We start from the raw sequence: 24,120 nt of genomic DNA, 5'->3' as shown, positions 1-24,120 counted from the left end.
AAAAGTAATTAAATTAAAGTAATTATAAATTACTGGACTAATTAATTAATTAGTCCAAGACGTTTTCGTAAACCTGATAAGTTTTGATGCCAATATTATCCCATGATAATTTATCGCAACCATTTTTAACTAAATCACTTAATTTATTTAAGTCCACTTCAGTGCTTGCTTTTAATGATTTCAACAATCCCTCATTATCTGGGAATTCATAAAGCAACCAATCCCCTGATCCTAAAGTTTCAACTATGCTATTAGTACGAGGAGCAATAATTGGTTTATTGTAAGACATCGCTAAAATCAAACTACCAGAAGTTAAAATCTTTTCAAATGGTAACACGACTACATCAGCAGCACTAAAATAAAGATGTATTTTTCTATCTTCTACAAAGTCTGCATGAAGAATAACTCCTTGTGCCGAAGCAGCTAATTGAGTTAGTTTATGTAAATAAGGTTCATCTAATGCTTTTCCTGCTATCAATAAGGTGCTTGCTTGCAGAAATGCCTGGTTGTCACTCCAAACTTTTAGTAAATGTTCAAGTCCCTTGTAAGGTCGCAACATACCTAAGTTGAGGTAAATACGACTATCTAATGGTATTCCCAGAGCTTTTCTGGCTTCAATTTGAGAAATTAGGCTTCCGTAAATTTCTCTATAGTGTCCATGTGGAATAACTGCAAATTTTAATCTTTCGACTTGAAAATTCTGAGCAATATCTTCTATGGATAAAGCATGGTGAACAATAATTGTATCTGCTAATTTAAACAAATTTCGTTGCAACCATTTTTCTGAAAAAATAAATTGTGAATCATGGGAAATGTGATTATGATATGTCCAAACTATTTTCACACCTGCCCATTTAGTTAAGAAAATATCAATCAGAAGTTTTAAAGCATAAATTAATTTTGTGAATATATTTTTACCTTTGAAGTATGGATTTATCCAATGTAAATGTAAAATATTTATTTGTTTTTTACTTTTAATTGCTCTATAGATGGGAAAGACTCGACGATAACCACAAGGAAATAAAACTTTTACTCCTTGATTCTCTAAGGCTTTAGATAACAGTGTTTGATAAGGGTTATCAGTGCGGTAATCAGGTATCATCAAAACCCTTAAGGTTACTGCTAATTCTTCAGCAGAACTCATCGATGTAACTCCTTAAGAAATCCATTCTGCACCAAATGACGAATTCCTTCGCTGTACATTAGGTGTCTAATTTTGCCCACATAGTGACGAGATGGTGAACCGTTGATACTTCCTTCTAAATGGACATCATAAGCTGGTGGTAATAGTTCTACTCCAAAACGAGAACTACACAAAGCATAAATAGTTTGTTCAATGCGCCAGAAATGTCCAATAATATTTGGTAGGTCTAAAAATTCTTCTATCCAATTCAAATTCAATGAGTTTTTGTGAATTAGTCCTAATCCTGAATTGACTCTAGCAGCTAAATCAAAACCAATATTGGTTTTTACCATTTCTGGTCCAACTGTGTAAGCAGTATCTACATCAGCATTCAGTGTATTGAGTTGATAATCTGGGTTTTCAATGCGGTTGAGTAGTTCTGTGGGTTCTTTAAAAAATAAGATATCACTATCTAGAAGCAGCAAGCGATCGCTTTGCAAATATAAAGCGAAATCAAATACTTTAGGAGATAGGTGATTAGTCTTGCGAAACTCTAAACAGCGAGGATAAGATGATAATAATGGTAAAACGTTTTCCTCAGCTTGTTTTCTGTCAATAATCCGTGCATTGGGAAAATGATACTTAAAAGTTGCGATATTTTCCTGAGATAGAGTTCCATCATCGTGAATACACAGAGAATATTGACGCTGGGAAAAATGATAAAAAGACTTTAATGTCCAGACTAAGTTTAACCAATCTTTGGCAGAAGTCAGAACATGAATTTCACAAACTCTATCAGATGTATTAGGAATTGGCTGAGAATTTAATATACTTTTTCTCACACTATCTCTATAGTATGCTGTGATAAATCCATGCTTATATTTTTGTTGTAACTGATAAATTATTGAACCAATAGACATTTCTAATTCAACTCCATTTCAGTATTTTTCCGGTTCAGTATTTTTTTTTAAGTTTCAGTATTTTTTTTAAAACTGTTTTCAAAGAACTAGATAGAGTAAGTGAATTGTTTTGTTGATGCTTAACAAAATTTTGCAGATTTTCTGTTAAATATATTGACTTTTCTTTTTGTTGATTAACAAATAAACTAATTGTTTCTCTAATTTCGGATTTATTTGCTAAAACAAAATTTATTTTTTCAGAGAGTAAAGCAAATTCTGTAGTTTCTAAGCATAAATCTGAAAGATTAGCTTCTGCTAGTAAGCTATGCACTTTTTTATCGTAATTTATAGCGATAAATGGTTTTCCCATCTGCATAGCAAAGATGATAGCGTGATATCTACACGCCACCAAAATTTCACTTTCTCTTAATGGTTGCAAAGAAAATTCTTGGGGTGTTGAATCAACAAAATATTTCTTTAATAAATCAAAATCTCTATCCTGATTAAAATTTAATGGGAAAGGATTAAGTTGAAATGCTGATAATTCTTTAAACCACATTTCTACATCAAATTCTTTCCAGTGACATGGAACTAAATTGACTGCAATCTTATTGCTAGTGGAGCTATTGTTTTCTACTGGAAAAGGAAAACACCAAGTTAGGTCTGGATGCACTTCTACTTTGGGATGATTATTGAGTAAATACCTACTCTGATCATCTCTAACATAAAAGAATTCTGCTCTTTCAATTAAATCAGACAATTCAGCTAATAACTCTGGAGAAATTATATTGACTCCTAACCCAAGAACACCTATATTAGCTTTACATTTTTTTAGCCATTGTTTTGTATTTATCCATATTCCTACTCTTTCAAAGACTAGACCACCACCACCAATCAATATCCAATCGAAATTCTGAAGATATTCTTGTGGAGGAGGTAGATAGTGAGGTAAAAATATAATATTGTTACCCTGAAATAATTTAGTAATGCAGTATTGAATGCGGTCGTCTCCAGCATTAAGAGCATTATAGTAGCCAAAAACAGCAATTTTCATTATATATATGATATTTTTTCTAAAAAATATAAATAAAAGAGTTGATTTAATTTATGTTCTTAATAAATGAATTACTTTATAGCTTCAGTCACTTTATCAGAAAACACACCTCACTCATTCAAATAACTATCTCTTATAGTTAATTTAACTCGACTCCATTTTTTTGAAATCTTCTCATTGTTGGGTAATAAAAATTATTCAATCCATCCAGTGAACATTATTTTTTAATAATGACTTTATCCTGTTGACAAATCCTGAACTCAATAAAATTTGTGGATTAGTCAAAATAATTTTTAATAGCTTTGCATATCTCTTCTGTTTCCTATCGTTTGATTGAATAGACATTTTAACTTGTTCCAAGAATACAGCTTGGTACAACCAGTTACCCTGTAATAAGCATCGCTTTTGAAGCGAAATTATGGTGGAACTACTCCAAAGCAGTGGTTGTATAAGATGAAGTAATTCAGCTGCTACTTTTAAATTTTGATTGGATTTTTGATGCTCAGTACATCGAAAACAAGATAATTCAGAATCTATTTTCCTGACGAGTCCATCAGCTTGAATGATTCTGCACCAGTAGTCATAATCCATGACAAAGGTAAGTTCTTCCTTTAAAAAACCAATCTTCTCTGAAATGCGTCTTGTCCAAAAAACTTCCGGTTGCACAAATTGGCGTTTTTTCCACCATACATCCCACAAATCTAAAATTTCTTCTAAAGTTTGTATATCGCCAAATTGTTCACCGATTTTTTCCCCTTGTTGGTTTACATAGCGACAGACTCCGTGCAGTAAGTCAGTGTCAGGAAATTGGTGAAAATGTTCAGCTACCTTCAACAGTGTTCCTGGCAAGTAATAGTCATCACTGTTGATATAAGCGATGATATCACCAGTGGCTTTGGCAAGCCCTTTATTAATAGCATGAGTTTGACCGTTATCAGGTTCACTTACCCAATAATATATCGAAGGTTCATATTTATTGATAATATCAACGGTGTTATCTGTACTACCGCCATCAATAATTATATATTCTAGATTAGGATAACCTTGGAGTAATACTGAACGAATCGTTTCTTCAATAAATATCCCTTGATTATAGCTGGGTGTGATAATACTAATGCGAGGGTATGTAGAAATATTTGCTGTTTTGGATATGCAATCTTGCTGCTGATTAGTCCAAGGCCAATCTGATTTATGCAATGAATGTGAAGACAAATAATCCAAGCTCATATTCCTAGTTGTTCTGGTATATCTCTATATTTAGAGTGTTTTGCAGGGCTACCAAAAACTATTGAATATGGTTCAACATCTTTGGTGACTACTGAATTAGCGCCTATGACAGATCCTCTGCCAATAGTTATACCGGGCAAAATTACTGAATGCGTACCTATCCAAACATCATCCTCTATCACTACCTGCTTGTGGATCACGTTCTTACGCATATCCTGTTGTTGATAGTCATGGGTAACTGAAGTAATAGCTGTGTGAGAACCAATCAATACGCGATGGCCTATTTTAATTCCCCCTTCACACCACATATGTACATATGTGCCTAGTGAGACGTAGTTACCAATTTCCAGATTACTGGGCTTGCTAATATACAACGGCACGTAAATATGGCATCCTTCACCATGACTTTTTAACTGGTGTATCAAAGTGTACTTTTGACTTTCTAGCAAATATTCATTAATTTTTTGGAAAAATTTTACTCTGATTGGTATGATAAATTCTCTAATCCTTTTACTCAGCATACCAAGTGCCTTGAATACTTATTTTTCCTAAGCGTTGATCATATTTGTTCCCATTTATAAATGCTGATTCTACGTAAAATGATTCAGCAAGTTCTACCCAGTCAACAAAGCGTTTATTTTTATCAAAAATACCTGCCGATATTGTATATTTACCAGGCATTAGGGGATTAGTAAATTCTACACTTATTGTTCCATAATTGGATAATGGTTGAATATTACTGAGGGAATCTCTTTGGAATAAACTAGTTTGTACTTCTCCATCTTCTAAGTTGTAGATAAGCACAAAGAAATCTAATTCATCTATTGGTTTATTAATTTTATATTTAATAGAGATTTTGACTTTCTCAAAGATAGATAAAGCAATCTCAGAATTGTCTAGATTATTTATGGTAATTTTTTCTATTTCTGCTCTAAAATCACCTTTTATATGATGATATATATTTGCCTGATGAAAATGTTTTCCCTGAGTAGATTTTTGCATATACTGTGATATGGCCTCATGAGGATTACCTTGAAAAATTAAGTTGCCTTGATACAATAAAAATGCACAATTACACAGTTGTTTAACTGTCGCCATATTATGGCTAACAAATAAAACTGTTCTCCCCTCCTTTCCTACATCCTCCATTTTCCCCAAACACTTTTGCTGAAAAGCAGCATCACCCACTGCTAATACTTCATCTACGATTAAAATCTCTGGTTCTAAATGTGCTGCTACCGCAAAAGCCAGTCTTACATACATTCCTGATGAATAACGCTTCACTGGTGTATCTAAAAATTTTTCTACTTCAGAAAAAGCAACAATTTCATCAAATTTTCGTTTAATCTCTGCCTTACTCATCCCCAAAATTGCACCGTTAAGGTAAATATTCTCTCTTCCTGTCAATTCTGGATGAAACCCAGTACCTACCTCCAATAAACTAGCAATTCTTCCCTTAATATTAATACATCCGTGGGTAGGTTCTGTAATTCTACTTAAAATCTTTAAGAGCGTTGATTTTCCAGCTCCGTTACGTCCAATAATTCCAACTCTGTCACCTTGTTTAATCTCAAAAGATACATCCTTTAACGCCCAAAATTCTTCACAGTTAGGATTTTCGGTTTTGGCTTTAGGATTGATTAAACTACCAAGAGATTTAATCTGATTAGCTATTACATCGCGTAGGACAGTATACCTTTCCTGTTGCTGATGAGCAATAATATATTTTTTACTTAAGTTTTCAATGCGAATAACTGTGTCTGACATAGGTAAAAATTTTGTGGAGAGAAACATTAACTATACTCACAATTAATGCTTCTCTGAAGAATTACAAATAATTTAGATGAGTCAGTCCTAAACAAGCGCAATAATATACAATATACAGCAGCATTATAAAATATCAGACTTTTCTATGAATTTTACCATATTTTGTTCAATGTTTTTATATTTAGTTAAACAGTGAAATTCAGGCTTTAAAGCTGGTTCATAGCAGTCATCAAGCAGTCATCAAAACGTATAAAAACTTAATTCCTCATTACGTATAAAAAACTTAATTTCTCATTGACTTAATTTTTCATTGAGAGGAAAAATAAGTATTCGACGCTCGTTTATACTATACAAGCCTTTAACGTTCTGTTCTCGGAACATAGCGTTAGGCATGGGGAGTACTAAAGTTCAGCATAACTTTTCAAGAATATTCTTAGAGAATAGTGTTTCTGTTACTGATGTTCAATAATATATTTTCTGACAGCGAATCTAAATTACATCTGCGAACTTCCTTTCCATCTTGCGGAAATACCAGATACCACTCAACAATAGTGAAAATACAAGAATCAAAGAGAGAATAAACCCTGGTATATACAAATTTGTATCACCACCTAAAATTGCCCAACGGAAACCATCAATTACCCCTACCATTGGGTTTAATGAGTAAATAAACCGCCACTGTTCAGGAACAAGGCTGCTACTAAACCCTACTGGTGACATGTACAAACCAAACTGCACAATAAACGGCACAATATAACGGAAATCCCGATATTGAACATTCAAGGAAGCAAACCATAATCCTGCTCCCATTGAAGCAGCAAAGGCAATACTAATAAATAAGGGTAGGAACAAAATTCTCCAACTGGGGACGAAGTTGTACCAGGCCATTAGTGCTAATAAGATTATTCCAGAAATCATAAAGTCTATAAAGCTAACTACTACCGCACTTGTAGGTACTACTAATCTGGGAAAATAGACTTTGGAAATTAGGTTAGAATTGGTAATCAAACTGGTGCTGCATTCTGAGAGGGAATTGGCGAAAAACTGCCAAGGTAACATTGCACAAAAAACAAGGATAGGATAAGGCACACCCTGAGATGGCAATTTTGCTAATCGCCCAAACACGACTGTAAATACCACCATCGTTAAAAACGGACGAATTAAAGCCCAAGCAATGCCAATGCTTGTTTGCTTGTACCGAACTAAAATATCTCGCCATGCAAGGAAATAAAATAATTCCCGATAGCACCAGAGGTCTTTCCAGTATTGCCCTTCGGTTCTTCCGGCTTCAATTATTAATTCGGGCTGGGAAATTGTGTCTTTCATATCAGAAGTTTTCTTGCTGCTAAGCTCAATACACTACACTGGTTTAAATTCTCATAATCCTTAGTTAATCACCCAGAAATCTTTTATGGTGTTACCACCAATAACCTGTGATTGCCTGAAGGTAAACTCTCCTACAGAGGGGTTTCTATGGGGATTAATAACTCCTGTTGCTTGCTGCCAAAGTTCTGCTGATGCTAATGATAACTGATATACTGATTCACTTTTACGGATGTGATACCATTTGGTTGCCTGGCAATCTTCACACCAAAAAGCTTCTAACCACTCTCCCTCTAAAGGAACTGCCGTTTTGGCCGCTACTAACATCAGGGCTTCTTTTCGTCTTATGCCTCTCTCTTGTAATTGTCCTGCACGTTCAGCAAATAAGCTGTATTTTTGACTCATGCTGTCCATGTAGCAGCTATGTAGTGGACAATAAATACCTCGCCGTTTGGAACGATTCCGATTTCGGTCACACCTTCTCTTCACTTCGGCCTCCCTATAAGTAAGTTTGATATAAAAATATCACAAGAAGGTTGCGTTGGCAGGACTGAGATCAACAAGACCATCAAAGCCCTGCTCCTAATTTAAAAAAAGTTGAGTTATTAAATTGGAAAAACTAAGTTTAGTTAATTAGTTGCATATGTTAGCACATTTGTAGTTTATTGGCATACTGCAGCCAATAAACTACAAATGTGATTTTTGTAAAACCTGGAAATATTCTTTGGCTATAATTTGCGGTGTAAAATTTGACTGCAAGTACTGCCGTGATGCTTTGCCCATAAGTTCTGCTAATTGGCGATCGCTATTTAGCAAACGGATAAATTCAGCTAGAGCAAGACTATCTCCATTCTCTACACACACTCCACAGTTGCCTTCAGCAATGAGTTGTCGCAAATAAGAATATTTTGAACAAATCGCTGCTATTGGCCTTCCAGCTGCTAATGCTGGGTAAAGCTTGCTGGGAGCAACAAGACTTTCCATGCCAGCCTCTACACTTACTAAGGAGAGGTCGCAAGCTGTCAGGGAGTAAGGGAGTACCTGTTTGTCTTGATACGGTAGAAATAAAAAATTGGTTACTCCTGATTTATTTACCGCTTCTATGAAACTTTTTCGTTTTGCTCCACTACCAATGCAAACAAACTGAATAGGTTCGTTTCGTAGTTGTTTGGCAGTTTCCAGAATGGTGTCCATGTCGTGACACCTGCCCATATTACCAGAATAGAGGACAGTGAATTTGTTGACTAAATTATGCTCCTCGGCAAACCAATTTATTTCTTTAGCAATCGGGACAATTAAGTCAGGATCTCCCCAACTATGAATCACAGATACTTTATCTGCTACTTCTGGACAGATTGCTATTACTCTCTTTTTCATATCAGGACTGAGAACCACAATACCCTTGGATTTACGCCACATCATTCTGTTCAGTTGCCGCCAAAACCCTGCCAGCCAATGATTTCTTTTGATTACTTGCAAGGCGATCGCAATATCAGGATAAAGATCATAGATTAAGCAAACGTAAGAAATTTTCAAACATAGGTGTGCTAAATATCCTGCAATTGGTAAAAAAGGTGGCGCAGACGTTACTAGAAATACATTGTGCCGACGGAAATTCCTGATAATATGAAGAAAAGCACGCAATGTAAATAGGACACCATTTACTGCTTTGCCACGAATCCTTCCCGACCAAACTTGGGTAGACCGTGATCGCCGAATACGAATAGCACCTTCTTCCTCAACTGACGGTGCATTTGCGGTCGAAAAAGCATACCCGGGTTGCCCTGTAAATACCTCAATATTTACCCCTTGTTGCTCTAACTGTTTTACCAGTTCTTCAATTAACTGTCCAGTAGCCGCATAGTCTGGTGGAAAGAATTCCGTTATTATTGATACTTTAACTGATTTTGTAACGGAGTTTTCATTATTTTTAGCAGTATCAGATAAGTTTATGGTAGATAACCCCGATCCTGTAAATTTTTTCTCCTTATAAATTTGTTTGCTGTCACTAATTGGTTTGGTACCTTTCCTTAGTACGTCAGTACTATCTCCAAATTCCTGAGTTCGCGATGCTGTAGGATTAGAAGTTGTTGACTTTTTCGGCCAGAATGCCATGAGTGTAGTTTCCTGCAGAAAATTTTTATGCTTACAGGTAGGTAATATTGACAACAATTAACCAGTAAATATTTTTCCTCAATCGCTAGTTGTTCATTTGGTTAATTTTATATCACCTGTTATCAAACGCTGATATTGTCACTAACCATAGGGTAAATACCTGTTGCGGGAAGATTGATTCTTTAAAAATGACTAAGGAAAATCACTTTTCTCAATACATAGATTTATTTGCACAGCTAGCGAGAGAGTATATAGAGAAAACAAAGTTTTCAGGCATTTAGTTGAGTACAGTAGATAAAAAGCCATGATAAAAAATTCTCGTGAGTAAGAAAATACACTAGGAACAATCTTCATCAAATTTTGATAAACTTGTTCTATATATATCAGAATCAAAATATCTGAAAAAGTTTCCTGATCATTTTTTTAAAATTATGATATTTTAAGACCTAACAATTAGCGATTATACTACTAATCATCCAGAGAACAAGGTCAAATTAGCTTCTACTGTACTGTTATAGACTTAAATTATCACCAACTCTATCCTAACGCTTCAATAAACTACGTCGTAAATTATCCAAAGCCTGACAGGCACTCATATAACGAATAAACGATCGATGCCACATTGCCCCAAATCTGCACTCATAACTTTTCACTTCATCTCCTGAGCCAGCTAAACCAATATATACTAACCCCACTGGTTTAGCCACATTTCCCCCAGTCGGACCAGCAATTCCCGTAATACTTAATCCCCAAGTGGTGAAGAGACGACCTTTTACACCCACAGCCATTTGTTCTGCTACAGTAGCACTTACTGCCCCAAACTTATCTAAATCTTCTGGGTTAACTCCCAATAAACCAACTTTTACCGAATTGTCATAAGAAATTACTCCACCCAAAAAGTAATCAGAACTACCAGAAATTTCCGTCAACATTTGCCCCAGTCCACCACCAGTGCAAGATTCTGCTACTGATAAAGTTTCCCCTGATGACCGCAATAAGTCACCAACAACAGAAGCTAAAGTATCATCATCAGCACCGTAACAATCTAATCCACCTATTTCCCGAAGTTGTTTTTCAATTGGTGAAATTAAATCTGCTGAGGCTGTTGAGTCAGATGCTTTAGCAGAAATTCGTAGCCTGACTTCTCCATTACCCGCATAAGGGGCGACTGTCGGGTTAGGTAAATTCAGATAAGCAGATACCTTTTCTGCTAAAATAGATTCACCAATACCCCAAAATTTTAAACTCCGACTGTAAATAATTTCCTTGCCCCAACCTTGACTTTTCAGAAAAGGTACTGCTGTTTCTGACCACATTCGGTGCATTTCGCTGGGAACACCAGGGAAGGTAAGAATTGTTAATCCAGGTCGGGGTTGCCAAATAATACCTGGTGCTGTTCCTGTAGGGTTGGGTAAAATTTCTGCACCTTGGGGAATTAATGCTTGTTTACGGTTACTAGGAGACATTACCCGACCACGTTGGGTAAATTTCTCACTTATATCTTCAATAATTGCGGCGTTTTCAACCAAAGGAACACCAAAAAAATCAGCAATGGTTTCACAGGTGAGGTCATCAGGTGTAGGGCCAAGACCACCAGTGAAAATGAGAATTTGCACTCTGGAAGCAGCAATTTCGATAACTTGCTTAATTCGTTCGGGATTATCCCCAACTACTGTTTGATAGTAGTGCGGAATTCCTAGTTGTGCTAACTGCTGGGCAAGAAATTTGGCATTGCTGTTAAGGATATCTCCTAGTAGCAATTCAGTACCGACACAAATAATTTCTGCACTCATGGGATTGGGGGCTGGGGGTGATGAGGGTAATGGGGAAATAATTTTCCTAATTATTGACTAATGACTAATGACTAATGACTAATAACCAAAATTAGGATTGTCGAGACAGTTTCCAAACTCGCCAGATGGCAAGGCTTAATAAGGAGCTAGAAGCACAGGCGTAAGTCATACCACTGGGAATGCCAGCAATAGCTAATGCTAAACTACCTACCCACAGAGTTAAAGAATAAATAAACAACACTGTTAATCTATGGGACAAACCTACTCTTAAAAGTCTATGGTGTAAATGGCTGTGTCCATCAGCTACCCAAGGTAATTTACCCCGGCGTAGTCGGGTTAAAATGACGGCTGACATATCAACAATTGGTACTGCCAAAATCAAATATGGCAATATGACAGCTGTAAAAGCTGGAACTTTAACTAACCCAATTACACCCACAGCGGCTAAAGTGAATCCCATAAAATAGGAACCACCATCACCCATAAATATTTGGGCTGGGTTGAAGTTATAGCGGAGAAATCCTAATGCTGCACCAGCTAAGGCGGCTGCAATTAAGGCTGCTGCTGGTTGATGCATAAATAAGGATACGAAGAGCATGACTACAGCGGCAATTCCAGTTACTCCAGCGGCTAGTCCGTCTAAACCATCAATCCAGTTGATAGCATTTACCATTCCTACTAGCCAAATTACTGTAATCGGTAAACTCAGCCAGTGTAAATTAACTATGCCGATTGTGGGAATCGTAACGAAATCTATGCTGACTCCTGCTTTCCATGCACCAGCTGCCACAATTATTTGTATCAACAGGCGTACTAAGGGGGATAGGTTTAATAAATCGTCTGTTAAACCAATGAGAAAAAAGCCTACACCACCTAGTATTACACCGCAAACTTGCCACTCTTTGTCCGGTGGCAGATTTGCGAAACCCCCCAACCACCAGACAATTAACAGGGATATGAATGTACCGGCAAAGATAGAAACTCCTCCCAGGCGTACCATCGGACGTTGATGAACTTTTCTGCCTCCAGGTTTATCTAAATGTCCGCTTTTGATGCCAATTTTTTTGACATCGGGTATAGTCCACAGAACGACTATGGCGGCTATAAGGAAGGCAATCAGATGATAAATCTGAGCAGGCATCGGTATTTTTTAATAAGTATTTGTTATGAGAAAATTTGTTTGTGTGAGAGCGATTTCTATCTATATGTACTACATTTGGGACATTTATCACCATCAGAATATTTCAGAATAGCGATTTTAGAATTTAGAGTTTGAGATAATAATTCAAAATCCCAAATCTAAATTCTAAAATCGCTTACGCTAGAACTGGCTGGGGAATTTCTAAATGAGGATACAAGGGGAAGCGATTGCACAATGATGCTACTCGTTGCTTACAATCCTTGGCTACTTTATCTGAACCTGGGTCAAGTAAGCGATCGCTAATAATATCACCAATTTCCCTAAATTCTGTTGCACCTAAACCCCTTGTTGTCATTGCCGGTGAACCTAGTCTGAGACCACTGGTAATAAATGGTGATTCTGGCTCAAAAGGTACAGTATTTTTATTAGCAGTAATATTCACACCGCTAAGTAGCTGATCAGCTTTCTTACCGGTCATGTCGATAGAACGTAAATCTACTAATATTAAATGATTATCAGTCCCATCTGATACTAGCTTTAACCCCCTATTTTGTAGTTGGGTAGCCAAAGCGCGAGCATTTTCAATTACTTCACCAGAATAGGTTGTAAACTCTGGCTTGAGAGCTTCACCAAAAGCTACTGCTTTACCAGCAATAACGTGTTCTAATGGCCCTCCTTGAGTGCCAGGGAAAACTGATTTATCCAGCTTTTTACCCAGTTCTGGATCAGGGGTTAAAATCAAACCTCCTCTGGGACCCCGTAAAGTTTTGTGAGTTGTTGTTGTTACTACATCACAATAAGGAAGCGGGTTGGGATGATGTCCTGTAGCCACTAAGCCAGCAACATGAGCAATATCGGCAAGCAGGTAAGCACCTATTTCATTAGCAATGCTGCGGAATTTTTCAAAGTTTATAATCCGGGGATAAGCTGAATAACCACAAATTAACAGCTTAGGACGTTCTTTCAGGGCTAAATCACGGATTTGGTCATAGTCCAGTTGTTCTGTTTCCCTACTCACGCCATAGTGACGTACTTTAAACCACTTACCGGAAACATTAACTGGTGAACCATGGGTCAGGTGTCCACCGTGTGACAAGTCCATGCCCATAATTGTGTCCCCTGGTTCTAACAAAGTTAGAAACACAGCAAAGTTAGCTTGTGCGCCAGAATGGGGTTGAACGTTAGCATGAGCAGCACCAAATAACTGTTTAGCTCTGTCAATGGCTATTTGCTCAATTTTGTCAACGAATTCACAACCGCCATAATAGCGTTTACCTGGTAAGCCTTCTGCATACTTATTGGTTAATATAGAGCCTTGAGCCGCTAATACAGAAGGCGAGGTGAAGTTCTCACTGGCAATTAACTCTAAGTGGTCACGTTGACGCTGTAGTTCTTGGTTAATTAACTCGCTAACAGCAGAATCGGCGGATTTAAGTAGGTCTGAGTTGTTATTATTCACATTATTTATCCTTGTAGAGATTGGTGAAACTTGAGATTTTTTCAGTAGAGTATTAACTGTGTTATAACTCTTCTTTTAATTTTATTGACTCTTGACCTCATTATTCAGCGCCAAGCCAATCAATATCATGTATCAGCAAGCTGTTTTTGAATGCTTGACGACACAAATAGGTAACACTGTTAAAGAGATAGATAAAAATGGCATTTTTATCTATCTCTTTAACAGTGTTACCTATTTTTAATTATGTGTCTTTCTACTAATTGCATTCTGACTCCAGGCATCTAAAAATACACTCTGTTTTTTGTTTTCTCCGATGCAAAACGTAAATTCTTGCACAAAAACTAGTAATGATTGACACAAAATCTTTTAAGATATCTTCTGTTTCCTCTTCGGCAATATTTACTACTTTAATATCTTTGCCTTGTTGATTCAGTAAGAATTTTAGATAATTGAAACCTATTCTAGTTAAACGGTCTTTGTGTTCTACCACTATCCGATGATAGTTGTCTTGAAGTAATGTTATTAGTTTTTTCGATTATCGTTTACTCCACTCCCTACTTCTTTGACAACTCCTGTAATTTGATAACCTTTGGCTTCATAATATTTTTTCAATCTTTACTATTTGGCTATCAAGGTTAGATTTATTTTCTGCGCTAGAAACACGAGCATAGATAACTACGCCTTCAACAGTTTTGTTTGTGTCTACAATTACTGTACCTGTTGGTAGTTGGGAAGCTTTCAGTTCTACCCTTTTCCACTTTCCACATTATCCAGGCAGTGTGGTAACTTATTCCTTTCGATTTGGCATCGTCAGATAATTTCATTCTCTTAGTCAAGACCTTAACCAAAATAAAAGGCTACAAAAGTTTTGGCCAAACCGACGAAATTAAACACACATAAGCGTTTCGCTTAAAAGCTAGTTTGGAATCTCAAACCCTTATACTGCAGTTAATGCGTTAAAAAACACTTCTAGGAAACCTGGAAGGAATTTTTAACACTGATTGTTTTTGACAAGCCTCAAAGAAATGGGAGTTAATGGTTAAAGCATCATGAACTCACCCTCCTATTTCTCCTATTTTGGGGACGGTATTGCTTAGTATAACACAATTGATTATATCTGAATATATTTGACTATATTTTTTTGTGGTTTAAATTATACACCAGATACTAGCTTTTTATCTTCTGCCTGTAAATAAGCAATTATGAAAATCTCAGTATTAATTCTGACTAACAACAATGAATATCTGAAAAATATAATATACAATGAATCAACGTAGCCAATAGCAAATTTTTGCTATTGGCTACGTTTCTAGCTTGATGCTAAAAATAAATATCAATGGAGGTGGATTTCTTGGCTTTCTTGTCCACAGCAAATTACCAAAATTGACAAAGTTCAGATAGCACACAGATTGAAAGCTCCCTTGCAGTATATACTCATATCCTCCCTGGGATAAAATGTGGGCGGAAATGAGGATTTAGAGGAGGTATTTGGATGCTAGTCATTTTAATGGATGATTAAATCTTTACTCCTGAGCAGGTTTGCCAATCTTGTGTGTTCGCTAGTAACAGTGGAGAGCCTCGCTGGCATGGCGGTCAACTGCACTTTGGTCAAGCTATTCGGAAATTTGCTGAACAGCGGTCAGAATAGTATGAGTGTGTGATGGATTTTCGCATTGCCCATATAAATTAATCTAATTTTCTAGCAATATCAAGCAATTGCGTTATCCTATGGTCAAATAGCTATTGAAATTTAGCCATAGGAGAATTTACTATGTCTTGGCGCGGATCGATAACTGTTCCTGACCGAATTTTCGCTTGTTTGCCATATTTGCTACCTTTAATTGACAGTCTGGTCTTTAGTAGCTCTTTGCTTCAACAGTTTCCTGTATTGGCAATTCTGCTTCTACCACTGCAACCAGTGCAAAAAATTTACGCTGGTCTAGGGCAAATTGGTCAAATAATTGTGTTTTTTGCCTTGTTCATCTTGGTGGTGAGAAACGAAAAAGTTAGTCATTTCATTCGTTTTAACACAATGCAGGCAATTCTTTTAGATATTGTGATATTTTTATGTTCCATTCTACTGCGAATTTTAACTCCGATTCCTGGTACTGGTTTTGCCATAGAAACTCTGGCCAATACTATATTTTTAGGTATTGTGGCATCTGTTGTTTATTCTGTGTTCCAGTCTCTGATGGGACGCTATGCGGAAATTCCAGCAATCTCTGATGCTGTTTATCTGCAAGTGCGTTAGAGGTTAACGGGTTATCACACTATTTTCTAGGCGACCAATACCTTCTATTTCTACTCGAACGAGATCGCCTAGGTTTAATGGCCCCACTCCAAATGGTGTACCTGTTAGCACGACATCCCCAGGTAATAGTGTCATCACTTGACTAATATAAGACACTAAAAAATCTGGCGAGAAAACCATCTGATCAATACAGGCAGATTGGACTGGATGGGGGTCGTCATTTAAAAAGGTCTGCAATCTGGCTCCTGGATTTAATTCTCGGACAATCCAAGGGCCTAAAGGACAGAATGTATCAAAACTTTTGGCTCGTGTCCATTGAGCATCTTTTTTTTGTAAATCCCTGGCTGTGACATCATTGGCTATGGTGTAACCCCAAATTTTGGTTTGGGCTTCTTCTGGTGTACAGTCACAGGTGCGCTCGCCGATTACCAATGCTAACTCGCCTTCATAGTCTACTCTTTGCGACTGCGGAGGATACTTAATTTCTCTTTCCGAAGCAATTACAGATGTAGGCGGTTTGAAGAATATCAATGGTTCAGCAGGTACAGAAGTTCCCATCTCTGCTGCATGGTCGGCATAATTCTTACCTACCCCCACAATTTTGGAAGGAGAACAAGGAGCCAGAATTTGGTATTTGTCTGGTTCCAAAATTAAATCACTGGGTTGACCATCCAACCAAGGTGGAGCATCTAGAACTTCCACGTTGAATGATAGTTGCAGCAACCCATAGTAAATTGTGCCTTCTTGACTCTTAACTCGCACATAGCGTTGCGCCATAACCTTGATGAATATCCTTAAAAGATCCAAATTTCGGTTGATTTGGCTTAATGATTTAAATTGAAAACTGGTAAGATTATAGGATAAATGCTGAAAATTCCATCAAAAACCCCAAGCCTAAAGGCGGGAGCTTGAAAAGCCCTGATCTGACCAGACTAAGTACCTTGGGAACTACGTTTAGAGGCCAGAGTTCAAGACGTTTAACTCCAGAACTCCAGGGATTAAAACTAGCATCAAAGTTTATCTTGCTGTTAATTGTGTTAATATAGTATTCCTTGTTGCTTCAGATGTTAATTTGTACCACCAGTGTTTAGATAATACCTGTATACAGTAGCATCAGCAGCCTTTTTGTCCATAAGGTGACTAGAAATATATGACGACCGTTTACGAGACAATGTACATTCTCCGTCCTGATTTGGGAGATGAGCAAGTAGAGCAAGCTGTTGCTAAATATCAGAACTTATTAACTGAGCAAGGCGCTCAGAATATCGAAATTCAAAATCGAGGTAAACGTCGTCTTGCTTATGAAATCAATCGGCATCGTGACGGCATCTACATCCAATTTAACTATACAGCCCTAGCAACTGCGATCACACCCGTAGAACGTGCGATGAGACTTAGTGAAGAAGTAATTCGCTACATGACAACTAAGCAAGTAGTGCGTGAAGATAAAACAGCTAAAGAAGCTGTAACAGCCTAAAAACTGCTAAGTGGGGAATTCCTTAATAATTCCTCACTAAAAGCCTACCAATATTTTTTCTATCACAGGCATATTGGTTGCTATACAGTAACATTTAACACTTCAAACGCCAATTATCAGTAATTTTTAAATAAATTTGCATATTTGAACAGTTGTCAATTTCTCTTAATTGCGGTATGTTTTTCATAAAATAGTGGAGTAAGTGTTTTTGCCCTAACTTATCATGTATAGGAAAAAACAGTTCAGCATAAATCATGAATTTATTTTACAGACTATTATCGCAATCATACTTAAGAGATGTAAGCCACTGTGAGCCAATCTGACACCCCCAATATCCAAGCTATATCAACTGAAGTATCCCAGTTGCGTCAAGAGTTGCAACTTAGAGACCAATTAGTGCAACAGTTATCTCAAGAACTGTTCCGTTTGGTAAAGGGAAATACCAGTTTTATCCCTCAACGGTCTGAAACCCAGTGCGATTTAAGTCAATTAGAAGCTTTAAGAGAACAACTTCAAGCTGTCGAACAGCAAGTAACTTTCTATCAAGAGCAAATTACATCTCGTGACTCGGAAATTTACCAATTGCGACAATCAGTTCAAGAACTCACTGATCGTAGTCGCATGTTGGAGCAAGTAGTCCAAGAATTACCGCAAATTTACCGTCGGAAATTTGAGGAAAGGATGACTCCAGTGAGAGATAAAGTAGCAATGCTACAGCGAGAAAATCGCCAACTACAAGCTGAACTACAAAGTGTAAGTTATCGGTTAGCACTAAAAACACGGCACGCAAGTCATAGTGGTATAGACTTACCAAATTTCTCTAGTTCTATATCTGGACAAAGCAGTATATCTGCTCCTCAAAATGCCTAAATTTACGACAGGGAACAAGAGGTTTGAAATGATATTTTGTATCCCTGACGCAAACAATTTTTAATTTTTTCAATTTTGAATGTTATTAGTTGCATTTTTAAAACCTAGTTGCTAAATCTCTAGTTACCCTAGTACGGCACGGCGTAAATAAACCACCCATTTAAAATTGTTCAAAACCTGACATCATAGTCATTTTGAATTTTGAATTCGGCATGTTACTAGAGGTTTTTTAGGTCAAATAGAGATTTAGCTTCCTAGATCCAGAATTTAAAGGGTAATCATATTGGGTAATTTGCTAACAAAGTGAAAAAATCAAAGATGTTGTTTAACCTGGCTAATTTTTTCTGAGAAAAATCGGGATTTAGCCTGCTTTTACCAGACTTTGCTCATTGAAGCTAGAAAATATGTCTTCGTAATTGTTAACTATCTCAAACACTGAATCTAGATGAGTAAGTTCCAAAATTAATCTTACAGGAGCATGGACATTGCAAAGAACCAAACGACAACCTATTTGACGCACCGTTTTTAGTGCTTGAACAAGAGGAACTAAACCAGAACTATCCATAAAATCAACTTCTGCTAGATCAATAACCCAAAGCTGGTTAGGCAGGGGGGTTACTCCAGCCATCTCTTTGCTCAAGGCCGTACCAACTTCTAAGTCTATACTTGCTTGTGGTTTGAACAAAATAACCTGGCGTTCTTGTGTAAGAGTCATAAATTTAACTGGGTAGTTGAACTGGGCATTTGAAACCTTAAAAGAAGGGATATTACATCACTACTGATTAAGTTATAACAGTGTAATTACTGTTTTCACCCGATTCTTCGGGACTTAATGCAATTATAGTTGATACGATCTGATACAGAAATGACAACGTATAATTTTTGATAGATAAATCGAGTATAAGCATTAATGCTTCAGTATTTCGGTAGGGAATTTAACTATTCTGAAATTTTTATAACTTTTATATATTTTTATAACTTTTTTATAAGAAAATCTGAGTAGTGCAGAGCAAACAGAAAAAAAATGATTTTTTGTCGCATTTTGATTGACACTCTCACCATAAACAAGCCAAGATATACTAAACGTAAAAATTTGTAAAGTCGGCGGTGCTGGATGTCTTTTGAGCTAATTTCACTAGAAAACATCCAAGATTTTGCTCAATCCTACGGTTATTGGGCAATTTTTCTGGGGATTGTGCTAGAGAATTTGGGCATTCCTCTTCCCGGTGAAACTGTGACTCTAGTAGGAGGTTTCTTAGCTGGTAGTGATGAACTTAATTACTGGCTTGTTCTGGGTGACGCTGTTACAGGTGCTGTAATTGGCGGTAATTGCGGTTATTGGATTGGTAGGGTTGGTGGTTGGCCTTTCCTACTACAAGTTGGAAAGATATTCCGCATATCTGAAGCACGACTATTAAGTATTAAAGATCAATTTAGTGAAAATGCTGCTAAAGCTGTATTTTTTGGTCGCTTTTTCGCCTTACTGAGGATTTTTGCATCGCCACTTGCTGGTATAGCTGAAATGCCATTTGGGAAATTCTTGGTATATAATTTAGCAGGGGCAACTGCCTGGGCTGGTGTAATGGTAACGTTAGCTTTCTTTGCTGGCAGAATTGTTTCCCTAGAACAATTAGTTGCTTGGGTAAGTCAATTTGCTATTTTGGCGTTACTTATTCTAGTGGTTGTGATTGTTGTGCCTATTTGGTGGGAATCCCGCCAAGTTAAGCATCAAACTGGGGACTAGGGACTGGGCACTGGGGAGCAGGGGAGAAAAATATTCTCCCCTGCTCCCCAGCTTTTTATTTGTTGCTCTGCGCCCAAATGCGGGTAGGTAGACCCCAAACGTAGATAAACCCTTCTGCAGCTTTGTGATTGAATTGATCTTCTGCTCCGTAGGTTGCTAAATCAGGAGTGTAAAGGGAATTATCACTCCAGCGACCAACTATGGTGGCATTACCTTTGAAAAGTTTTAACCGCACAACACCAGAAACTTGCTCTTGTGTTTGTTGAATAAAGGCATCTAAGGCAGCTTTGAGAGGGCTGTACCAAAGTCCGTTGTATACAATTTTGGTGTAAGTTTCTTCAATGCCCCGTTTATACTGAGTAACATCTGCTGTTAAGGTCAGGCTTTCTAAATCGCGGTGGGCGTTGATGAGAACTACCATTGCAGGTGATTCGTAGATTTCCCGTGATTTGATACCTACTAAGCGGTTTTCAATGATGTCAATCCGCCCAATACCGTGATTTCCTATGATTTGATTGAGTTGTTCAATTAATTCAACAGGGTTTTTAGACGTACCGTTGATGGTCGTAGGAATACCTCTTTGGAAGCCAATTTCTAGATATTCTGGTTCCTTAGGAGTATCTGCTATGGCTTTGGTCATTTCATAGATTTCTTCTGGTGGCTCATTTGCTGGATCTTCCAACGTACCAGCTTCAATACTGCGACCAAGCAGGTTTTTATCTATACTGAAGGGAGAGGATTTTTTCACGGGTGCAGGAATACCAAATTGTTCACCGTAAGCTATGGTTTGTTCTCGACTCATTCCCCATTCTCTAGCTGGGGCAAGAATTTTCAGATTGGGATTGAGGGCTGTACAGGAAACATCAAAACGTACTTGGTCGTTACCTTTACCTGTGCAACCGTGAGCGATCGCATCAGCACCGTATTTTTGAGCTGTTTCTACCAGAATCTGAGCAATTAAAGGTCTAGCTAGGGCTGTTCCTAGAGGATAGCGATTTTCATACAGAGCATTGGCTTGAATTGCGGGAAATGCATACTCTGTCACGAAACTCTTTTTGACATCCGCTACCAGGGATTCACTTGCACCAGATTTGAGAGCTTTTTCTCGCACTAGTTCTAATTCATCTCCCTGACCTAAATCTGCTGCTAGGGTAATTACCTCTTCAACTCCCCACTCTTTTTTCAAGTAGGGTATGCAAACAGAAGTATCAACTCCACCAGAATATGCTAATACAACCTTTTTGGCGCGACCCATCAGTTTCTCCAGTTGGGAAAACAAACAATGAGTCATTATTATATCTGACTAGACAGTATATATTTTCATGATGCAACAGGCATCTAATTAAAAATTCTCAATTCCAAATCAAGAAACCGTGACCTGGTAATATTTGTCATATTCTAAGAATATAAGTAATTGCATTTTGGGTGAAACTGTGTTTTTTAGTGTTGTAATTCCAACTTATAATCGCCTACCGATTTTGCAAAAATGCCTGCGTGCTTTGGAGTCACAGCAATTGAGAGATGATAACCTTATTCAAGGTTATGAGGTGGTTTTGGTCGATGATGGTTCTACTGATCAGACTTTGAACTGGTTAGCACAACATAAAGAAGAGTTTCCTCATGTACGTTGTTTTGAACAAGATCATGCTGGACCTGCTGCGGCGCGAAATTTGGGAGTAGAACAAGCACTGGGAGACATGATTATTTTTATTGATAGTGATTTGGTGGTTCTGTCTAATTTCTTGGAAGCTCATACAGATGCTTTAATACAAGGAAGAGAGAAATTAGGAAGCGACAGCTTTTTTACCTATGGTGCTGTAATTAATACCTGTAATTTTGAAAATCCTACTTCAGAACCTTATAAAATCACAGATTTCTCTGCGGCTTTTTTTGCTACGGGTAATGTGGCTATTCCCAAACATTGGTTAGAAAAAGCAGGTTTATTTGATACTGGGTTTCAACTTTATGGGTGGGAAGATTTAGAGTTAGGTGTGAGATTAAAGAATTTAGGTTTACATTTGATTAAATGTCCTGAAGCTGTTGGTTATCATTGGCATCCAGCATTTAGTTTACAACAAATAACTAAATTAATTGATCAAGAAATTCAACGGGGAAGGATGGGAGTTTTGTTCTATCAAAAACATCCGACTTGGGAAGTAAAAATGATGATTCAAATGACTTGGTTTCATCGTTTATTTTGGGGAATTCTTTCTTTAAATGGGTTTTTGAATGAAAAAAGGATGGCTCCATTTTTGCAGTGGTTAATTAATTTTGGTAAGCCACAGTTGGCATTGGAAATTGCGCGGATTTTTTTGAATTGGTATAATGTGAAGGGTGTTTATCAGGCTTATGCTGAGATTCAAGACCAATAATTTTTTCGCGCAAAGTCGCAGAGGAGCAAAAGCTCAGAGGCAAGAACGATATAATAAAATCATACAAATGAGCAGGGTTTGATTATGCAAACACCGCAAATTGAAGAGGCACAGTTACAAGAAGGTGAAAATCTTTATGAAAGGGATTTTTATTTTTATGCTCGGACTCAACAACAGGTTAATGTGTTACTCCATCAACAATGGAATCAGCTTGATATTATAAATTTGTTTGAGGAGATTTTATCTTTGGGGAGAAGGGAATGTCAAGAATTGAGAAATCGTCTGGGGATTTTACTTGGGAGGATCGAGTTTTAGCAGAAAGACTCAAATAGGAAGTAAACCATTGAGATAAGCACAAGGAGGGGAAAGGATTTGGTAGACACTTTCAACATTCCACTGTGGGCCAGAAATTTTAATCCTTGCTCCAATCTGTTGAATAGCAGATTCGACAGATCCAGAACCAATAGAACACAGTTGTTTAGCTTGGTAGTAGGTGTAGTTAATAATGCCAGTGGGATGTTTTTCGCCTATGTCGAAACACTTCTTAACTTGTTTGCCTCGACAATTATTAAATAAAGGTTGAATCGGCTCTATCTGACCTTACCACAATAAACTCCCAACAGCTTGGAGACGCTTTAAAGAACCACTAATTTGATAAAGATTCTCTTTGAGGTGATACCAATCTAAAATTTCCAAAGGTTTGAATTTTTCAGTTCCAAACTCTTTAACTAAATTCCAAACTCCATCATGACCATCCCCCAAACACACAAGGGGGTTAACCAAAGACTGGCTATTAACATAATCAACTTATGATTGGTTGTTATCAAAAAATACGCCATCATAAATTCCTTGTAGACGAAGGGTTTTATAGTCTCGCCAGTACCAGCCTGGTTGTGGTTTACCCCCTAGTCGTACTTTTCCACCATCCATGCTCACTTCACAGACAGCTTGTTTTCCTTGTGGTAGCTCCCAATCTTGTTCCACAACTAGTTTTTGTTGCCTCCTATAGCCAAATTTTACTCCTGTTAATGCCTCAATTTCAACTTCTGCTTGTTGATATGATTCCTTAGCTGATAGCCTCAAGCAGCACTTTTGAAGTAATGGACTTAATCGACTTCTTGGCTTCAAACCCAGTCTCTGCAACTATTTAGCTTTTAGTTTTAGTTCTCCTCTCCTACCAAGGTTTTGACTTTCCTGGTTTTACCTACTTTCCTTCCGCTTGTTCCTTCAATAAAAAAAGGGCTATTTCTGGACTTACCACTTCTAATATTTGACTCCTTACTGTTTTTTCTATGCCTTCCAAGTCTGTTATCTGACTTTTGTCTGCTTCTTCATATAACAATGTTACCTATTCTTATCAGCAGGCTTTGAGCCGTTCTTTTTTATCCTGATTCAGGGTTGCTAATCCACACTTGTTTATCCTTATATTCTCCTATCACTTGTGTATCTTCCAATAGTGGATCCTCCCTTTTACTTGATCATTCATTGAAGTGGGAATCTCAACC

At 37.3% G+C, this 24,120-nt stretch carries 21 protein-coding genes and 2 pseudogenes; 6 read left to right on the top strand and 17 right to left on the bottom strand.

Annotation, left to right across the window (positions count from 1 at the left end):
- Window positions 1-49 precede the first annotated feature (49 nt).
- The 13 genes and pseudogenes from AAZO_RS23400 to AAZO_RS44320 all read right to left on the bottom strand — a co-directional run bounded on the left by AAZO_RS23400 (window position 50) and on the right by AAZO_RS44320 (window position 14,725).
- The gene (locus AAZO_RS23400) at window positions 50-1,144 is read right to left on the bottom strand and encodes a glycosyltransferase (RefSeq protein WP_013193055.1); all 1,095 of its coding nucleotides are present in this window, start codon (window positions 1,142-1,144) and stop codon (window positions 50-52) included.
- Window positions 1,141-2,043: a hypothetical protein gene (locus AAZO_RS23395; RefSeq protein WP_013193054.1), complete on the bottom strand. Its 903-nt coding sequence runs from the start codon at window positions 2,041-2,043 to the stop codon at window positions 1,141-1,143. Before AAZO_RS23395 ends, AAZO_RS23400 begins: the two co-directional genes overlap by 4 nt.
- 34 nt (window positions 2,044-2,077) lie before the next feature.
- Window positions 2,078-3,076 (bottom strand): polysaccharide pyruvyl transferase family protein, encoded by a 999-nt coding sequence (locus tag AAZO_RS23390; protein ID WP_013193053.1) that lies wholly within the window; start codon window positions 3,074-3,076, stop codon window positions 2,078-2,080.
- A gap of 198 nt (window positions 3,077-3,274) precedes the next feature.
- Entirely contained in the window at window positions 3,275-4,288 is a 1,014-nt protein-coding gene (locus tag AAZO_RS27800) for a glycosyltransferase family 2 protein (RefSeq protein ID WP_228371389.1), read from the bottom strand.
- A gap of 11 nt (window positions 4,289-4,299) precedes the next feature.
- Window positions 4,300-4,824 (bottom strand): acyltransferase, encoded by a 525-nt coding sequence (locus tag AAZO_RS42000; RefSeq protein ID WP_013193051.1) that lies wholly within the window; start codon window positions 4,822-4,824, stop codon window positions 4,300-4,302.
- A complete protein-coding gene (locus AAZO_RS23375; RefSeq protein ID WP_013193050.1) occupies window positions 4,814-6,070 on the bottom strand; it encodes an ABC transporter ATP-binding protein in 1,257 nt (418 codons plus the stop codon). The genes AAZO_RS42000 and AAZO_RS23375 overlap by 11 nt, the downstream gene beginning before the upstream one ends.
- Window positions 6,071-6,559: 489 nt before the next feature.
- Window positions 6,560-7,396: an ABC transporter permease gene (locus tag AAZO_RS23370; protein ID WP_013193049.1), complete on the bottom strand. Its 837-nt coding sequence runs from the start codon at window positions 7,394-7,396 to the stop codon at window positions 6,560-6,562.
- Window positions 7,397-7,456: 60 nt separating this feature from the next.
- Entirely contained in the window at window positions 7,457-7,882 is a 426-nt protein-coding gene (locus AAZO_RS23365; RefSeq protein ID WP_013193048.1) for a hypothetical protein, read from the bottom strand.
- A 198-nt stretch (window positions 7,883-8,080) separates the two neighbouring features.
- A complete protein-coding gene (locus AAZO_RS23360; RefSeq protein ID WP_013193047.1) occupies window positions 8,081-9,508 on the bottom strand; it encodes a glycosyltransferase family 4 protein in 1,428 nt (475 codons plus the stop codon).
- A gap of 542 nt (window positions 9,509-10,050) precedes the next feature.
- The gene (locus tag AAZO_RS23355) at window positions 10,051-11,301 is read right to left on the bottom strand and encodes a competence/damage-inducible protein A (RefSeq protein WP_013193046.1); all 1,251 of its coding nucleotides are present in this window, start codon (window positions 11,299-11,301) and stop codon (window positions 10,051-10,053) included.
- Between the two features lie 91 nt (window positions 11,302-11,392).
- Window positions 11,393-12,442, bottom strand: coding sequence for a glycosyltransferase family 4 protein (locus tag AAZO_RS23350; protein ID WP_013193045.1), 1,050 nt, complete (start codon window positions 12,440-12,442; stop codon window positions 11,393-11,395).
- Between the two features lie 175 nt (window positions 12,443-12,617).
- Window positions 12,618-13,901: a serine hydroxymethyltransferase gene (glyA, locus tag AAZO_RS23345; protein WP_013193044.1), complete on the bottom strand. Its 1,284-nt coding sequence runs from the start codon at window positions 13,899-13,901 to the stop codon at window positions 12,618-12,620.
- A gap of 256 nt (window positions 13,902-14,157) precedes the next feature.
- A pseudogene (locus AAZO_RS44320) lies at window positions 14,158-14,725 on the bottom strand (IS607 family transposase).
- Window positions 14,726-15,672: 947 nt separating this feature from the next.
- Between AAZO_RS44320 and AAZO_RS23330 the strand changes: the two are divergent.
- Window positions 15,673-16,152 carry a Tic20 family protein gene (locus tag AAZO_RS23330; RefSeq protein WP_013193043.1) on the top strand — a complete coding sequence of 160 codons (480 nt, stop codon included), beginning with the start codon at window positions 15,673-15,675 and terminating at the stop codon, window positions 16,150-16,152.
- 3 nt (window positions 16,153-16,155) lie between these two features.
- Here the strand turns inward: AAZO_RS23330 and AAZO_RS23325 are convergent, their stop codons facing one another.
- A complete protein-coding gene (locus AAZO_RS23325) occupies window positions 16,156-16,929 on the bottom strand; it encodes a fumarylacetoacetate hydrolase family protein (RefSeq protein WP_013193042.1) in 774 nt (257 codons plus the stop codon).
- Window positions 16,930-17,302: 373 nt separating this feature from the next.
- Between AAZO_RS23325 and rpsF the strand changes: the two genes are divergently transcribed.
- Both rpsF and AAZO_RS23315 read left to right on the top strand, forming a co-directional pair.
- Window positions 17,303-17,629 (top strand): 30S ribosomal protein S6, encoded by a 327-nt coding sequence (gene rpsF / locus AAZO_RS23320; protein WP_013193041.1) that lies wholly within the window; start codon window positions 17,303-17,305, stop codon window positions 17,627-17,629.
- 309 nt (window positions 17,630-17,938) lie between these two features.
- Window positions 17,939-18,499, top strand: a complete 561-nt coding sequence (locus AAZO_RS23315) for an Npun_F5560 family protein (RefSeq protein ID WP_013193039.1) — start codon at window positions 17,939-17,941, stop codon at window positions 18,497-18,499.
- A 361-nt stretch (window positions 18,500-18,860) separates the two neighbouring features.
- On the opposite strand, the gene AAZO_RS23310 is transcribed toward AAZO_RS23315, so the two are convergent.
- Window positions 18,861-19,214: an STAS domain-containing protein gene (locus tag AAZO_RS23310; protein ID WP_013193038.1), complete on the bottom strand. Its 354-nt coding sequence runs from the start codon at window positions 19,212-19,214 to the stop codon at window positions 18,861-18,863.
- 399 nt (window positions 19,215-19,613) lie between these two features.
- Here AAZO_RS23310 and AAZO_RS23305 point away from each other — a divergent pair, with 399 nt between their 5' ends.
- On the top strand, window positions 19,614-20,243 hold the full coding sequence (locus tag AAZO_RS23305; RefSeq protein ID WP_013193037.1) for a DedA family protein: 630 nt from the start codon (window positions 19,614-19,616) through the stop codon (window positions 20,241-20,243).
- Window positions 20,244-20,298: 55 nt separating this feature from the next.
- On the opposite strand, the gene AAZO_RS23300 is transcribed toward AAZO_RS23305, so the two are convergent.
- Entirely contained in the window at window positions 20,299-21,498 is a 1,200-nt protein-coding gene (locus tag AAZO_RS23300) for an argininosuccinate synthase (protein WP_013193036.1), read from the bottom strand.
- A gap of 178 nt (window positions 21,499-21,676) precedes the next feature.
- Between AAZO_RS23300 and AAZO_RS23295 the strand changes: the two genes are divergently transcribed.
- The gene (locus AAZO_RS23295) at window positions 21,677-22,615 is read left to right on the top strand and encodes a glycosyltransferase family 2 protein (protein ID WP_013193035.1); all 939 of its coding nucleotides are present in this window, start codon (window positions 21,677-21,679) and stop codon (window positions 22,613-22,615) included.
- An 84-nt stretch (window positions 22,616-22,699) separates the two neighbouring features.
- Window positions 22,700-22,930: a DUF29 family protein gene (locus tag AAZO_RS23290; protein WP_049790935.1), complete on the top strand. Its 231-nt coding sequence runs from the start codon at window positions 22,700-22,702 to the stop codon at window positions 22,928-22,930.
- A 9-nt stretch (window positions 22,931-22,939) separates the two neighbouring features.
- Here AAZO_RS23290 and AAZO_RS23285 read toward each other — a convergent pair.
- A pseudogene (locus AAZO_RS23285) lies at window positions 22,940-24,011 on the bottom strand (ISKra4 family transposase).
- Window positions 24,012-24,120: the final 109 nt, after the last annotated feature.

Origin of the sequence: 'Nostoc azollae' 0708, from assembly GCF_000196515.1 — a bacterium.
Lineage (GTDB): Bacteria > Cyanobacteriota > Cyanobacteriia > Cyanobacteriales > Nostocaceae > Trichormus_B > Trichormus_B azollae.
The sequence above is the reverse complement of the archived record's forward strand: the minus strand, read 5'-3'. Positions and strand labels throughout refer to the sequence as shown.